Raw genomic sequence first — 15,479 nt, 5'->3', positions numbered from 1 at the left:
CGGCGCTTCGGGATGAAGCGCCGTTACTTTATTTTTTGATTGTTTCCATCCACGAAGCAGCCATGAGCGACGCACCCGGAATAGCCGGATGTACCCCATCGCCTGTCCAGTAGGAACCAGGGGCGGTTTTCTGCGCCTTATCATAGATAGCCTGGTAAGGGATGAAAGCAGCATCATATTTCAGTGCAATCTCACGGGCAGCTACACGGTACTCGTTAAATTCCGGGAACCACTTATCATCAACCGCCTTTACGCCGTTTACGGCAAAGGGTTCACCGATGATGAGCTGTACATCGGGAAGCGCCTGTTTAGTACGGTCAAGCAGTTTGGTAAAGTCATCACGGTAGGTTTTGATGGTACCGTTATAGTTGCCATTTAGCTTATGCCAGAAGTCATTTACACCGATAAGGATACTGAGCACGTCAGGTTTTAACTGGAGGCAGTCCGCATCCCATCTTTCGGCCAGCTGGTATACTTTATTACCGCTAATACCCTTGTTATAGATCCTGAGGTTCTTGTCCGGAAACTCTCTTAGCAGGGCGGCGGCGGCCAGGTAGGCATAGCCATTACCGAGTGCGCCCGGGTTGTTGGCTTCACTCTGATCACGTTTACGGCCAGCATCAGTAATGGAATCTCCCTGGAACAGGATGACAGCATCCTTCTTCAGCGTCACCTTTTTGGCACGGGCAGTATTTTCAGCCGGAGTTACAGCAGCAGATACAATATTAGGAAGACTGAGGGCGGCAAGGCTACCCAGTGACACGTTCCGGATAAAATTCCTCCGGTTGGAGTTTGATTGTTGTTCCATGGAATTATGATAGTTAAGTATGCACTTAGTGGCTGGTTATACCACGGTAATGGCGAAACCTGTTAGGACTAAAGCTAATAAATAATAATTATAAAAATAAATATGCCGCCCAGGAATGAGCGGCATGTAGTTATCTATCCTATGAAAACCTGTGTTTAAAAATTCTTCGCAGATACCTGGTATACCAACACATAATCAGCATACACCGGTCGCGAAACCATCTGTGGCTTTATTATGGATATGGATATGTTATCGTTTATAATGATTTAAAGATTTCTTGTGTAAATATGTGCAAATGTTACGCGCGATTTCGTAAATTTCGGAGCCTGTTCCGGAAAATGAGTAAGGACACACATATTTCTAGGTGATAACACTTATTTTCAGAAAAGGCAGCAGACTTGGCTATACAATGCCCCAATATTTGACGCATATTTACGTGCAGCCGTGATTCAGGCTGTCTATGCCCACCATTCCGAGAAAGACCTTACTGTAAAAATGTTACCCCTGCCCGGCCCGTAATACATTGCGACGAGCCTGACAGGAAGTGAATTGTTCACCGATCAATAAAAACAACCTTATTGATCACAAAAACTATATAAGGGACCTATAACTATGCTGAGACATTTTTTTAATCCTGCCAATTTTAGCAGCAGATATACGTTTAAAGAGAAAATGCTGAGCAAATGTCTGGCAAAAAACAGCCACAGAAACGACACAACTAACGGGGACGAACAAACTACCTCAAATTAAGTTAGCCAATGAAAGAGTCAAATTACAGCGTACTGGTTATTGAAGAAGATGCTGCTTTAATAAGGAAGATTCACCAGTTATTAACCCTGCATCATTACGAAGTATATACATCCAGCACAGCTGAGGAAGGTATTTACATCAGCCGTCAGTATCAGCCCGACATTATTGTATGCGGCGTAAAGCTACGTGGCGGAAGCGGTTTTCATTTCCTGATGGAATTAAGAAACGATACATCTCTGCAACACATTCCTTTTATCTTCATCTCCGGAAAGGAGAATAAAGAAGATATGCGCATGGGTATGAATCTTGGGGCAGATGACTTTCTCTGCAGGCCTTTTAAGAGTAAAGAACTGCTGATGAGCATCCGGTCCAGGCTGACGCGTTTTACCATCTTTAACGTGCAGGAAAGACAAAAACACACGACGATCATATCTGCGCCGGCTATTCCGCAGGAAGCACACCATAAGCTGAGCAAAACAGAGTTCCGTGTAATGCAGATGATTGCCGAAGGAATGAGCACCAAAGAGATTGCGCAGGCACTTAATATCAGTATAAAAACAGTAGAAAATCACAGACACAACATCTCCAAGAAATTAAACCTGACAGGTCATAATTCACTGATCAAATATGCCATAAAAAACCTTACGCAGCAATATAAAATATTGTCTTAAGTTTGGCTCTGGGAAAGGGTTTCCCTCTATAAGCCAGGTATATATGATTCACGAAAATCTATTGTTGATTTTATCGCTTTTGTTGGTTGTTTTCATGTTAATGATGCTTGGACAACGACTAAAAGTGTCTTATCCGATATTTCTGGTCCTCGGCGGACTGGTTATTGGGTTCATTCCAGGAGTGCCACGTATTACAATGGAACCGGAACTGGTGTTTCTGGTATTCCTGCCACCACTGCTTTTTGAAGCAGCATGGTATACCTCCTGGCATAACTTCTGGAAATGGAAACGTCCGATTGCCTTACTGGCCTTTGGACTGGTATTGTTCACATCAGGTATAGTTGCCTATGTGTCTGAGGCGATGATACCAGGGTTTACACTGGCCATGGGCTTCCTGCTTGGCGGTATTATTTCGCCCCCGGACGCGGTAGCAGCTACCGCTGTCCTGAAAAATGTCAAACTCCCTAAACGAGCCATCTATATACTGGAGGGTGAGAGTCTTGTTAATGATGCGTCGAGCCTTATTATTTTCCGGTTTGCATTAGTGGCAATAGTATCAGGCACATTCTCACTGCATGAAGCGACTACACAGTTCTTCCTGGTCACGGTGATGGGTATTGTAACAGGTTTAGCTATTGGCCATGTTTTCTATGCTATCCTGCGCTGGTTGCCAACAACGCCGAGTATTTCGACTTCATTTACATTTATGGCTCCCTATTTTATGTACCTGGGAGCGGAATACTTCCATTTTTCAGGCGTTATGGCGGTAGTAAGCGGAGGGCTGTTCCTCTCCTTCCGATCTCACGAGATACTTAACTATAATGCGCGTATGCAGGCGGTCAGTGTATGGAAAACGGTGGCATTTATACTGAACGGCATTGTATTCATCCTGATTGGGCTGGAATTACCGGAGATTATAGATGGTTTGGGAGATTATTCCTTGGGAGAAGCTATCCGTTATGGTATTGTGATCAGTCTACTAGCTATTGTCATCCGTGTATTATGGATGTATCCGGCTACTTATATCCCTCGTCTTCTGTTTAAGTCTGTACGTACCAAAGAGAACCGTCCGGGATGGAAAGGACCGCTGGTCATTGCACTGGCAGGAATGCGTGGTGTAGTGTCATTGGCTTCAGCGTTATCCATTCCGCTGGCTTTAGATAATGGATCCAGCTTCCCGCACCGTAATCTCATATTGTTTATCACCTTTGTGGTCATATTTGTTACCCTTGTAATACAGGGACTGTTACTCCCGGTGATCACCCGCTGGCTGAAGCTGAAGGAGATAGATAATATAGTACCTGAAGTGGAGCAGGAAACAGGCATCCGGCTGCATCTGATGAAAGTAGCACATGCGCAGTTGCAGGAATCGTACGGGAAAGAGATTGAAGAAAATGAGCTGGTAGCGAATCTGCAGCACCAGTTGCAGAGTGGCATTGCCTTGTCAACGACCCAGCTGGCATCACTGGAGTGCGACGAGACCGAACAACATGAGATTGAACGCTATCATAGTATACGCCGGCATCTGATAGGTTTGCAGCGGAAGGAACTATTCAGATTAAAAAAGGAGCATCTCTTTGACGATGAGATACTCCGTAAGCAGGAAGGTCTGTTAGATCTTGAAGAAGCGGAAATAAGCGGCAGGAGCAGGCACTAACTGCCGTTTATTTCAGGTGTAGAACACCATTGGCGTCATAAGAGTGTTTTATTGATGCGATCAGATCCAGTGTTTCCAGGAAATAATCAAGCTTTTGTAGTTTTTCAAGTCCTCCGGTAAATTTCTTTCCGGCCAGTTCTTTATTATCAAATACCACCTTTACGCCATACCAGCGATCAATTACACTGGCAATTTCTGACAGCGAGGTATTATGGAAGACGTATACGCCTTTCATCCAGGCCAATACTTCACTGTCATCGAACGTAGCAACCTTATACCCCTTGTCGGAGCTGTATACAGCTTCCTCTCCAGGTTTAAGTTTTACCTCGTCGCCTGCTGCCCTGCTGATAACTGCGCCACTGACCAGGGATGTCCGGGTCAGACCGTCTGTATAGGCATTGACATTGAAGCTGGTACCCAGGACCTGTATATCTGTTTTCGCAGTATGTACGATGAATGGTTTTGCATCGTTCCTGGTTACTTGAAAATAGCCTTCCCCATCCAGGTATACTTCACGCTTGTCGCCGGTAAAGCTGAAGGGAAAACGGAGGCGTGAGGTAGCGTTCAGCCATACCTCGGTACCATCAGATAGTACCAGTTTATAGTCCATTTTAGGGGGCACAGTAAGCGTATTATAGCCAGTACCCATTGCGCTACCCCCTGAGTATTGCAGTTTCTTAGCGCCGGCGCTGAGCTTTACATCGCCTGCCTTGATATCCTGCCCCGCCTGATTATAGGGTAAGTCAATGGTTTCACCACCGGCCAGTTGCAATTGTAAACCGGCTTTAAGTGCCGCAGGTTTCTTAGTTGGCGGCACGGCCGCCAGCTGTTGGCTACGATGAGTGGATTTCCATATCAGGCTGATACCTGTCAGGGCGACCGTTGCTACAGCAGCGGCAAACAGCCATTGACGGATGCTACGTATATTGGTATTTTTAACAGAGAGTTCTTGTCTTACGCTGGTCCAGGCATTTGTTACGTCTATTTGCTGCCAGAACTTTTCCTCACCGGGCAGGGAGAAACTGTGTTTTAATGCCCTCCACATGAGTTCAACATCCTCATGACCATTTATCAGCCCGGATACATATTGATCATCTGATTCGTTGATGGTACCATTACGCTTCTGCAGCAGCAACTGGTATATGTGTTCATGATTTTCACTCATCTTGTTTACTGTTCTTTTTGTGGTGGATGGCTCCGCACGTGGAATAGGTAGACAGCAATCTGCAATCTATTGCATGAAGCTACGCACATCTGCTCATTAAAACTGTTAATTACCGGTTAATGCATTTGCTAACAATTTGTTATAGAGATAGCAGGATAGTATATAAGTAAACGATTGAGTAACGTGTAGTTAGGGGCTGGAGCTGGGTTAGGTTAAAACAAGACCGGCTGTATTGCGTGTGCAATACAGCCGGTCGGCGTCATATCAGTGTATGACTAGTACTTTGAGTCCGGACGGTTAGCCGGTGCTTTACCGAAATCGTAGGCAGGCTTATTGCCCATAGTGATTTTCAGTGTACCACCTTTTACAATATCCGCATGACGGATATAGCTATTGTTATATGGTTTGCCGTTCAGTGTTACCTGCTGGATATAGATGTTCTCAGGGCTGTTATTGATGCTTTCTACAGTGAAAGTCTTACCGCCCTGCAATTTCATGGTTGCCTTTTCAAACAGCGGACTACCAAATACATACATACCTTTCGCAGGATTTACCGGGTAGAAGCCGAGGGAGGAGAATATGTACCAGGAAGACATAGCACCTACGTCCTCGTTACCAGCCAGTCCTTCAGGCGTAGTGGTATAGAAGTCTTTCATTACCTGTCTCACCTTCTCAGCAGTTTTCCATTGGTTGCCTGCGTAAGCGTACATATAAGTTACGTGGTGGCTAGGTTCGTTACCATGGGCGTACATGCCAATCAGGCCAGAGATGTCATTGGAAGCTTCTGCACCCATATCGCCACTGGCTACAAACAGACTGTCTAATTTCTTGGTGAAAGCGTCATCTCCACCCATCAGGCTGATCAGACCTTCAACATCCTGAGGTACCAGCCAGGTATACTGCCAGCCATTACCTTCTGTGAAATCACCTTTCTCGTGGATAGAGTGGAAAGGATCGTAAGGTGTTTTGAAGCTGCCATCATCCATTCTCGGACGAACGAATTTAATGGTACTGTCAAAATAGTTTTTATAGTAACCCGCACGCTTGGAGAAATAAGCAAAGTCTTCAGTCTTGCCCAGTTTCTTAGCTACAGCGGCTATACACCAGTCGTCGATAGCATATTCCATTGCCTTGGATACAGATTCGTATTCTTTGTCAGCAGGAATATAGCCTTTCGCTTTGATATCTTTCATACCCAGATCATCTCTGGTAGCAGAAGCTTTCATTGCCTCAAATGCTTCATTGATATCAAATCCCTTGAATCCTTTCAGGTATGCATCAGCGATTATAGGAACCGCGTGATAACCTACCATACAGTTTGTTTCACTTCCCACCAGCGGCCAGATAGGTAGTTTACCCTGCTGCTTATGGATAGTGAGCATAGAGTTTACAAAACTGCTTACTCTTTCAGGCTGAGTCAGTGTATACAGCGGTGCGCAGGAGCGGTAAATATCCCACAGCGAGAAAACTGTATAGTTGTCAAAGCCTGGATTTGGATATGCTTTTTTATCAGTGCCGCGGTAAGAGCGGTCATGATCGTTGAAAAGCGCAGGTCCGATCATGGTATGATACATGGCTGTGTAGAAGATGCTTCTGTTAGCGGTATCTTTTGTCTGCAGCTGAATTTTGGACAATTCCTTGTTCCATTTGTCAGTAGCAGTTTTTACAGTACCAGCGAAATCCCAGGATGGTATTTCTTTATTGATGTTACCAAGCGCATTTTCACTGCTTACCGGAGAGATACCTACCTTCAGCATCGCCTGAGCTGGTGCTTTCTCGAAGGAAATAACCCCTTTGATAGTTTTACCTTTTCCTTCGATACCAGTCAGTTTGTTATCGCCGTCGAATACCTGGAAATCTTTCATAGGTACGCTGCTTTTGATGGCAAACCACAGGCGCTGATCTTCAGCCCATCCTTTGGAGAAGCGGTATCCTACCAATGTATAGTCGTCCTTTTTCTGGATGAAGGTCTCAACAGGCGCATCCCAACCGATACCTTCTTTCAGATCGATGATGATATGTCCTTCTTCTCCTTGTGGGAAGGTATATTTGTGAAACCCTACCCTCTCGGAAGCAGTGAGTTCGACATTGATATTATAATCTTCCAGTTTTACTGCATAATATCCTGGTTTGGCCGTTTCGTGTGCATGAGTATAGCGGGAACCATAACCACTTGTTGGATTTTCCTGCGTACCACGGTTTGTCCTGATTTTACCAGTATAGGGCATGATCAGTACATCTCCCAGATCGCCTATACCCGTACCACTCAGGTGGGTTTGCGGAAAACCAATTACAACACTGTCAGAATAATGATATCCTGAACACCAGTCCCACCCCTTCACGATGTTGGTAGGTCCAACCTGCACAGCGCCAAAAGGTACGCTTGCACCAAGGAATACGTGCCCGTGGCCACCGGAGCCGATGTAGGGATTTACGTATTCTGAAGGTTTAAAGTCCTTTGCAGCAGCGAAAGTTGGCTTTTTGTCTTGTCCGTTTACCTGCATGCCAGCCCATAAAAGAGAGGCGGCCAGCACAGGGTAATGCTTAAGTCCCAATTGCATATCTCAAAATTCCGTTAAAAGAAGCAATATACGCTGCCTGCGGCACAAATAGAACACAGGTGAAAATACTATCGTGCAGAGTTAACAATTTACCAACACTTTAAAGCCTACAGCCAGGAGGAATATGTTTTTTTGTCACCTGACCAGTCTTTCCGGCAGTCTTTTTATGACTAACACTTTTTGTGTATCAGATAGCCGTAACTGTTGTAGTGATAAGAACAGTTCCATTTTCTGGAATTGAAAATCAGAGACGTGCCGAATAAGTAAATGAGCGTTAAAACAGCTTTCATAACACGAAAGTTATATGCAATTGCCTCAACTGCTTATGACATTTCCAGGAAGTAGGTATGCCACGTCCGTGTGATTCGTGTATAGCATACATTAAAATAACAATAAATAGAATATAAGTCATATCTTTACTTTTATTATAATATAAGATATAATGTCATATTATATACTTATAGCCTTATTACTGTTATAACTTGTATGAGATGAAAGCAATTTTACTCATTTTACTTGTCCCCATTATTGTCTGTTCGAGTTTCTTTGCCAAGGCGCAACAGCCTGGTTTGCAAGGCTTCAACTATCAGGCACTCGCAAGGGTTCAAAATGGTGACCCGCTGAGACTGCAGGCGATCCAGGTGAGATTTAGCATCCTGGCCGGTAGTACAACCGGAAATCCCCTGTATGTTGAAAGACAGTTTACCACTACTAACTCCCAGGGTCTCTTCAGTCTTATCGTCGGAAGTGGCAGCCCCGAACTTGGCTCCTTCAGCAACATCCCATGGAACACAGCTGACCAGTTTCTGAAAGTGGAACTGGATAAAGACGGTAATAATAACTTCGTACCTATTGGTACGATGCCTTTCATGGCCGTTCCATACGCACTTTATGCTGTGAATGGCGGCACTGGAGGTGGCAATGGCGGTGGCACCACTGTGAGCATTAAATGGCTTGGTACACTGACTAATCCTCCGGTATCTCCAACGGCAGGTCAGGCGTACTATAACAGTACAGACAAAAAATCCTATATCTACGACAGCACAGGCACTGCACAGATTTTAGCGCAGGACGGTACTGACGGTACTCCAGGTCCTGCCCTCTCCTGGTTAGGTGCTTTTACAGCCGAACCAACGCCTACAGGTGCGAATCAGGCATACTACAACATGACCGATCGTAAAGCTTATATCTACGATGGCAGCGCCTGGATGGTATTCTCAGAAAGCGGCACAGACGGACAGAATGGTGTAGGCACAGGTGTTAGCTGGCTGGGCTCACTTCCCACAGCGCCGGCAGATCCAACCATTAACCAGGCATATTACAACACTGCGGATAAGAAATCGTACATATTCGATAGTACCAGCACCTGGCAGATACTTGCACAGGATGGTAATGACGGTACCAGCGGTGTAAGTGGTTCCGGCATCAGCTGGCTCGGTGCATTGGCTACCGTTCCTGCAACACCACTGTTCAACCAGGCATATTATAATACTGCAGATAAGAAATCATATATATACGATAGCACCGGCACCTGGCAGATACTTGCACAGGATGGTAATGACGGTACCAGCGGTGCAAGTGGTACCTCTATCAGCTGGCAGGGTACACTTGCTGCAGCTCCTGCAACGCCAACGCTGAATATGGCTTACTATAACAGTACTGACAGAAAAGCTTATGTGTATGACAGTACCGGTACCTGGCAGATACTTGCGCAGGACGGTATTGGCTGGAACCTGGCCGGACTGGAATTTAAAAGCGATGGTTCTATAGGCATTACAACCACTGCCAATCCTGACACCTTAAAATCAGGTAACAGGGCATGGCTGATAAGAGGTAACTCAGAAACCAATCCGGCGCTTGACTTCATAGGAACTACCGATGACAATCCTTTCATATTCAAAGCCGGTGGTACCGGTACACAATTTGAAAGAATGCGTATTTTTCCTGACAAGCCTCAGATTATCATAAACGGTACAGACGACGGAGGAACTTCACTAGGTAAAGGCGTGTTCACCGTATTCTCCGGCGATCACTCTACCGGTATTATCAATGACCAGCCTATTTACTCAAACGCTATTATCGGTTACGCTAACAGCGGTACCGGCGCAGGTGTAGCTGGCTACAATGCAAGTAACGGTTATGGTGTAAAAGGTTTCACCCAGGTAGGTTCTGGTATTTACGGAATTGGTACGACCCGTTTCAATGAAGGTGTAAGAGGTTACAACTCTTCTACCAGTGGTGGTCTTGGTGTGATCGGTATGACCAACTCTCCTTATAAAGCTACAAACTCTTTCCGCTCCGGTGGTGTACTGGGTATGTCCACTCATGGTTCCGGTGTAGGTGTTGTTGGTGCTGGTAATAACGTTGACTACCAGACTGTGACTAACACGCCTGAAATTGGCGCTGGTGTAATGGGTTTGGGTACACGTGCTGGTGCTATAGGCTTTGGCACAAACGCTACCAATGGTATAGGTGTGATGGGTGTAGGTAACAACCAGGTAACAGTGCTGCCAGGTCATGGTGGTGCGGGCGTTGTCGGTGTTGCCGGAGGTGCTGCTTCTACTCCTTACGCTGGTGTAGGTGTACTGGGCTTTGCAAAAGGTAATGCCACTGACGTAGTTGAACGTTGGGGTGGTGTGTTTGAATTTGGTACAAGCGCAGCTAAAGTGCACGTTTATACTTATCTGGCTGGCGCTAACTCCACCGGTCTATATGGTCTGATATCCAATGGTACCAAATCCACCGTTGTAAAGGACAAAACCGGCGAAAACCGCCTGCTGTTCTGTACAGAAGCGCCTGAAGTATTGTTCCAGGATTTTGGTACCGGCGAACTGACAAATGGTGCGGCGCATATCGAATTGGAAGATCTGCTGGCAAAAGTGATCCGTGTAGATGCAAAACACCCGATGAAAGTATTCATTCAGCTGGAAGGCGAGTGTAATGGTGTCTTTGTAACCAACAAATCTGCAAAAGGCTTTGACGTAAAAGAACTCCAGGGTGGTAAATCGAACGTGCCATTCACCTGGCAGATCGTAGCTTCCCGTGCAGATGAAGTGCTGCCTGATGGAACTGTATTACCATACTCCGAAAGACGTTTCCCGGTTGGCCCAGGTCCACTGGATGCGATAGATCTGACCCCGTCTCCTGATTCTATTGCCACACCGGCAGCAAAACCAGCCCTGAAAGCGGCTGACCTCAAAAAGAACGAAAAAGAAGTTATTAATACAGCCTTTTCAAACCTTCAGTTCTCCAGTGCAAAAGCTGACATATCAGCATCTTCACTGCCTTCCCTGGATAAAATGGCAGCGCTGCTGCTGTCACATCCTGAATGGCAGCTGCTGCTGAGCGGCCATACGGACAACGAAGGTACTGAAGCATTTAACCAGACTTTATCAGAAAAAAGAAGTGAAGCAGTAAGACAATACCTCGTATCCAAAGGTGTTGGCGCTGAAAGAGTTACCACCAAAGGATACGGTCAGTCCAAACCACTTGCTGCCAACAGCAACAAAGCCGGTAAGGACAGGAACAGACGAGTGGAAATGGAAATCTTCACTGAAGAAAAACCTTGATCATGAAACTAATCAGCAAATTACTTACTGTTAATGCGGTGGGTGCGTCATTCCTGTTTACAGGAATGGCACACGCACAGCGGTCGTTGGATTTTACCATCGAACGACAGGTAGTAGCCAGTGCTGGTGGAGGGGTAACCCAGACCATCGCTGATGTTGGCGGTAAAGAAAACCTTTATGAAATAGATTGTACCATAGGCGATATTGCCGTAAAAACATGGACATATCCTGACTATATCATACTCAGCCAGGGATTCCAACAGGGACCACTGGTGCTGGACGGCAGAACCAATAGTGATGACATGATCGTGTTTCCTAACCCGACCGACGAACAGATCACCATCAGATATACCCTGGATTCCAATGTTACGAGAGTGGATGTACGTGTATTGAATCTCTCCGGACGAATGGTATTCAGCGAATCGAATACCCCCCGCTCTGCGCTCAGCATGTCTTATGTATATACTTTGAACGTATCTGATTATGTGCCGGGCATCTATTTTGTCACGATCATATTCGATACAGGTATCAAAGTGACAAGAAAGTTCATAAAATTCGACAAGTGATAAGTATATTGGAGCATGAAACAACGGATTCCACTCTTGCTTTTGCTGGCAGCTGTTATGATCATCTCCAATATGCCTGCTTCCGCTCAACAGCGAAAAGGCGTTGTGTTAAACCACATAGCGCTGTATGTAGTTGACCTTCAGAAAAGTACTGCATTTTACAGGGACATAATTCAATTGGATACCATTCCGGAACCCTTTCATGACGGCCGGCATACCTGGTTCCAGGTGGCTGAACATAGCCATCTGCACATTATTTCCGGCGCAAAAGCGATCACTACCCATGATAAAAACTCACATCTTTGCTTCAGTGTTGCTTCGGTAGACGAGTTTATGTCCCGGCTGCGTAAGCACCATATACCGTTCTATAGCTGGGCTGGCGATGCCGATAAGCCAACCGTACGGGTCGATGGAATAAAACAGATATATTTCACCGACCCGGACGGTTACTGGGTTGAAATCAATGACGATCACCCCTGAAGTAAGGGCGTGTCTTTATCTTCAAAGACGGCACGTGTTTTCGGCAGGCAGTAGGCATGATTCTGCTGGATAAACGACAGCATATTTTCCCGCAGGAAGCAACGCAGGTCAAATGCCTTACCTGAACTATTACAGCTCACCAGCATCCTTATTTCCACGCTACGGTCGGTGATATTAGTCACCTGCATTACCTGTACTCTTTTGTCCCATAATGGATGATCTTTTACCAGCCGTTCAAATTCTGCACGCAGAATATCAATTGGCGCGGTATAGTCCAGGTAAAGGAAAGCAGTGCCCAATATCGCTGATCCTGTCCGCGTCCAGTTCTGGAATGGCTTTTCTATGAAGTAGTTGATGGGTAAAATCAGTTTACGCTGGTCCCAGATGCCCAGTACTACATATGTCAGGGTAATCTCTTCTACCCTACCCCATTCACCTTCTACCACCAGTACATCGTCAATACGGATCGGTTGTGTAAATGCCAGCTGCATACCTGCCAGGAAGTTGGCTAAAGAACGCTGGGCGGCAAAACCGATAATAATACCACCGACACCCACACCGGTAAGAAGACCAGCGCCTATTTTACGTAAACTGTCAAAACTCAGCAATACTGCACACAATGTCAGTAACATGATGGTAGTAATAGCCAATTTACGCACAAACTGCAGCTGAGTACGCATTTTCCGCTCACGCAGGTTATCTTCCTTCTTCAGGTCATACGCATGCATGATATAGTCTTCAAAGACCTTCACTAATCCGGTCAACATGAACCCGAATGCAATAATTAACGAAATCTCCACTACCCTGTTCAACACATTCATCGGCTTTCTTGCCAGCTCCATAAAGGGAAGCACCATATCCAGTACCAATACAGGCAAGAAGTAGTTAATCGGCTTACCTAAACGTCTCAGTGTCGATCTGATCAGGGAATAGTCTGTCTCGTTCTTACTTGCTGTCACTCTCAGTACCAGTGCCAGCAGGTATTTAATAATCAAACCTGTAATCAGGGCTGCTCCTCCAAGCAAAATGTTCCATACAATCGGCGGTAGATGTAGATCTCTCTGTAAATTTTCAAGCATCTCTGTTAATTATTGGTTTCCGCACTTCCCGCAAAGAACATACCGTATGTGCTGTGATTACAATTACGTATCTTTAGCTAATATATTTTAGAATTAAAACCATATAAGCACTTTGTATTTTGATGAATTTGACCTGGACGACAGGGTCCTGGATGGAATAGATGCGATGGGATATACGACGGCTACGCCAGTCCAGGAAAAAGTTATCCCCCCGATCATTGCAGGAAAGGACATTCTGGCCTGTGCCCAGACTGGTACCGGCAAAACTGCCGCCTTCCTCCTGCCCATATTGCACCGTTTAATCACTGAGCCCCACGATGCACACAAGATCAACTCACTGATTATAGTACCTACCAGGGAACTGGCAGTCCAGATTGCCCAGACACTGGAGGGTATGTCGTATTTTACCTCTGTCAGCTCTATTGCCGTCTATGGCGGTAGTAACGGTGCCCTGTTTGCCGCTGAAAAGAAAGCGCTGACGAAAGGTGTGGATATCGTTATCTGCACTCCCGGCCGTATGATAGCTCACCTCAACATGGGCTATGTAAAGCTCGATGCTGTAAAATATCTGGTGCTCGACGAAGCTGACCGCATGCTGGACATGGGTTTCAGTGATGACATTATAAGAATCACCTCCACGCTTCCCAAACAAAGGCAGAATCTGCTCTTTTCGGCTACCATGCCTGACAAGATCCGGAAACTGGCCCTCAAGATCCTCGATCATCCGGAAGAGATCAATATAGCTATCTCCAAGCCGCCTGAGAAGATTGTACAGGAAGCCTTCGTTGTGTTTGAAGAGCAGAAAATAGGGCTGATCAAACAATTACTCTCCCGTAAGGAGTTTGGTAGCATTATCATCTTTTGCTCCCGCAAACAGAACGTGCGCCAGCTTACTTACGAACTGAAAAAGGCCCGCTTCTCGGTAGATGAGATCCACTCAGACCTGGAACAGGATAAAAGAGAGCAGGTCCTGATGGACTTTAAGAATAAGAAGCTCAAAATGCTGGTGGCGACGGATATATTAAGCCGGGGTATCGACATTGAAGATATAGACCTGGTGATCAATTATGACGTACCAAACGACGGAGAAGACTACATTCACCGTATTGGCCGTACTGCCAGGGCTGCTACTGATGGTACCGCTTATACAATCGTCAGTGAGAAAGAACAGCGTAAGTTTGCACGTATTGAAGAAGTACTGGGTATACCGGTTACCAAAGCTGAAATACCGGCTGATCTGGGGCCCGTACCTGAATATACGCCCAAACCCTCCCGTCCGGGAGGCGGCAAACGCCCGCATGGCAAAAAGCGCCCCGGCGGACAGCGTAATAATAAGTCTGGCGGTAACCATCAAGGACCACGGCCGCAACCTGGACAGTCCCAGCAGCACCGCAGTAAAAACGCTGGTGGTAAACCAGCCCCTCAACAATAAAAACATTGGTTATTACAATATAATCAGCACGTCCCGGTCTCCCCGGGACGTTTTTTTATGCCTACCTCCCACCATTTTTCCATTTTCTGGAATGATTTCCTGAAACTAGACGTTCCTGGCTATATGCCAAAACGCGGAATCCGCCACCATGGCCGATTGGCAACGTTCCCGGAAACTGGCATTTAAATGGATTCTACTATACCAAACAACAGCAAATGGCTAACAAGTTCGATAGTAAGATTTACGTAGTTGATGATGACCCATTCTGTCTCGCCACCTACGACAAGCACCTGAGATCAGAAGGTTACGAACACGTACAGTGTTTCCCTTCAGGCGCTGACTTCCTGGCCGAACTGGGCAATGATACCGAACCGGATATCGTGCTGCTGGACCACGACCTTGGAGATATGACCGGTCTGGAACTGTTGAAAGAGATCAAACGCATTAACAGCAACATCTTCGTGATCTTCGCCAGCTCCCGCCAGCAACCGGAGATTGCTACAGAGTCACTGAAAAATGGCGCATTTGATTACATTATTAAGGATGACAGCGTATTGGAACATATAAGCGCGACGCTAAACAAGCTGTTTATCGTACAGGATTACCTGAAGCGGAAAAAACTGAATAACCGATTCTTCCTCTTCTTCGGAGTAGTACTGGCCTCCTGTTCACTGTTCAGTTATTTATACGAAGTTTTGAGATCGTCATAGCCTAAGCCTGCGGGCACCACACATTCGCCTG

At 46.0% G+C, this 15,479-nt stretch carries 11 protein-coding genes; 7 read left to right on the top strand and 4 right to left on the bottom strand.

Annotated features, from left to right (window positions below):
- Positions 1-28 precede the first annotated feature (28 nt).
- Positions 29-808: an SGNH/GDSL hydrolase family protein gene (locus K1Y79_RS21095; protein WP_220252175.1), complete on the bottom strand. Its 780-nt coding sequence runs from the start codon at positions 806-808 to the stop codon at positions 29-31.
- Between the two features lie 758 nt (positions 809-1,566).
- Between K1Y79_RS21095 and K1Y79_RS21090 the strand changes: the two genes are divergently transcribed.
- Both K1Y79_RS21090 and K1Y79_RS21085 read left to right on the top strand, forming a co-directional pair.
- Positions 1,567-2,229 carry a response regulator transcription factor gene (locus K1Y79_RS21090; protein ID WP_220252174.1) on the top strand — a complete coding sequence of 221 codons (663 nt, stop codon included), beginning with the start codon at positions 1,567-1,569 and terminating at the stop codon, positions 2,227-2,229.
- A 43-nt stretch (positions 2,230-2,272) separates the two neighbouring features.
- On the top strand, positions 2,273-3,886 hold the full coding sequence (locus K1Y79_RS21085; protein WP_220252173.1) for a Na+/H+ antiporter: 1,614 nt from the start codon (positions 2,273-2,275) through the stop codon (positions 3,884-3,886).
- 7 nt (positions 3,887-3,893) lie between these two features.
- On the opposite strand, the gene K1Y79_RS21080 is transcribed toward K1Y79_RS21085, so the two are convergent.
- Positions 3,894-5,051: a FecR family protein gene (locus K1Y79_RS21080; protein ID WP_220252172.1), complete on the bottom strand. Its 1,158-nt coding sequence runs from the start codon at positions 5,049-5,051 to the stop codon at positions 3,894-3,896.
- 275 nt (positions 5,052-5,326) lie between these two features.
- A complete protein-coding gene (locus tag K1Y79_RS21075; RefSeq protein ID WP_220252171.1) occupies positions 5,327-7,612 on the bottom strand; it encodes a GH92 family glycosyl hydrolase in 2,286 nt (761 codons plus the stop codon).
- 491 nt (positions 7,613-8,103) lie between these two features.
- Here K1Y79_RS21075 and K1Y79_RS21070 point away from each other — a divergent pair, with 491 nt between their 5' ends.
- Genes K1Y79_RS21070 through K1Y79_RS21060 form a run of 3 tightly spaced genes read left to right on the top strand, consistent with a single transcriptional unit; the run spans position 8,104 to position 12,227 of the window.
- Positions 8,104-11,181 (top strand): OmpA family protein, encoded by a 3,078-nt coding sequence (locus K1Y79_RS21070; protein ID WP_220252170.1) that lies wholly within the window; start codon positions 8,104-8,106, stop codon positions 11,179-11,181.
- A gap of 2 nt (positions 11,182-11,183) precedes the next feature.
- Positions 11,184-11,747 carry a T9SS type A sorting domain-containing protein gene (locus K1Y79_RS21065; protein ID WP_220252169.1) on the top strand — a complete coding sequence of 188 codons (564 nt, stop codon included), beginning with the start codon at positions 11,184-11,186 and terminating at the stop codon, positions 11,745-11,747.
- Between the two features lie 15 nt (positions 11,748-11,762).
- Positions 11,763-12,227 (top strand): VOC family protein, encoded by a 465-nt coding sequence (locus tag K1Y79_RS21060; protein WP_236059764.1) that lies wholly within the window; start codon positions 11,763-11,765, stop codon positions 12,225-12,227.
- On the opposite strand, the gene K1Y79_RS21055 is transcribed toward K1Y79_RS21060, so the two are convergent.
- Complete coding sequence (locus K1Y79_RS21055) at positions 12,218-13,306, bottom strand: mechanosensitive ion channel family protein (protein WP_220252168.1); 1,089 nt, start codon at positions 13,304-13,306, stop codon at positions 12,218-12,220. The genes K1Y79_RS21060 and K1Y79_RS21055 overlap by 10 nt on opposite strands.
- A 112-nt stretch (positions 13,307-13,418) precedes the next feature.
- Between K1Y79_RS21055 and K1Y79_RS21050 the strand changes: the two genes are divergently transcribed.
- Together K1Y79_RS21050 and K1Y79_RS21045 are read left to right on the top strand one after the other, a co-directional pair.
- Positions 13,419-14,738: a DEAD/DEAH box helicase gene (locus K1Y79_RS21050; RefSeq protein ID WP_220252167.1), complete on the top strand. Its 1,320-nt coding sequence runs from the start codon at positions 13,419-13,421 to the stop codon at positions 14,736-14,738.
- 215 nt (positions 14,739-14,953) lie between these two features.
- Positions 14,954-15,448: a response regulator gene (locus K1Y79_RS21045; RefSeq protein ID WP_220252166.1), complete on the top strand. Its 495-nt coding sequence runs from the start codon at positions 14,954-14,956 to the stop codon at positions 15,446-15,448.
- The last annotated feature ends 31 nt before the right edge of the window (positions 15,449-15,479 follow it).

It is taken from the genome of Chitinophaga rhizophila (assembly GCF_019492185.1).
Taxonomy (GTDB): domain Bacteria; phylum Bacteroidota; class Bacteroidia; order Chitinophagales; family Chitinophagaceae; genus Chitinophaga; species Chitinophaga rhizophila.
The sequence above is the reverse complement of the archived record's forward strand: the minus strand, read 5'-3'. Positions and strand labels throughout refer to the sequence as shown.

Bases quoted from the DNA above. Each gene is read 5' to 3' on its own strand.
- K1Y79_RS21095 (WP_220252175.1), bottom strand. From the start codon at position 808: ATGGAACAACAATCAAACTCCAACCGGAGGAATTTTATCCGGAACGTG.
- K1Y79_RS21090 (WP_220252174.1), top strand. From the start codon at position 1,567: ATGAAAGAGTCAAATTACAGCGTACTGGTTATTGAAGAAGATGCTGCT.
- K1Y79_RS21085 (WP_220252173.1), top strand. From the start codon at position 2,273: ATGATTCACGAAAATCTATTGTTGATTTTATCGCTTTTGTTGGTTGTT.
- K1Y79_RS21080 (WP_220252172.1), bottom strand. From the start codon at position 5,051: ATGAGTGAAAATCATGAACACATATACCAGTTGCTGCTGCAGAAGCGT.
- K1Y79_RS21075 (WP_220252171.1), bottom strand. From the start codon at position 7,612: ATGCAATTGGGACTTAAGCATTACCCTGTGCTGGCCGCCTCTCTTTTA.
- K1Y79_RS21070 (WP_220252170.1), top strand. From the start codon at position 8,104: ATGAAAGCAATTTTACTCATTTTACTTGTCCCCATTATTGTCTGTTCG.
- K1Y79_RS21065 (WP_220252169.1), top strand. From the start codon at position 11,184: ATGAAACTAATCAGCAAATTACTTACTGTTAATGCGGTGGGTGCGTCA.
- K1Y79_RS21060 (WP_236059764.1), top strand. From the start codon at position 11,763: ATGAAACAACGGATTCCACTCTTGCTTTTGCTGGCAGCTGTTATGATC.
- K1Y79_RS21055 (WP_220252168.1), bottom strand. From the start codon at position 13,306: ATGCTTGAAAATTTACAGAGAGATCTACATCTACCGCCGATTGTATGG.
- K1Y79_RS21045 (WP_220252166.1), top strand. From the start codon at position 14,954: ATGGCTAACAAGTTCGATAGTAAGATTTACGTAGTTGATGATGACCCA.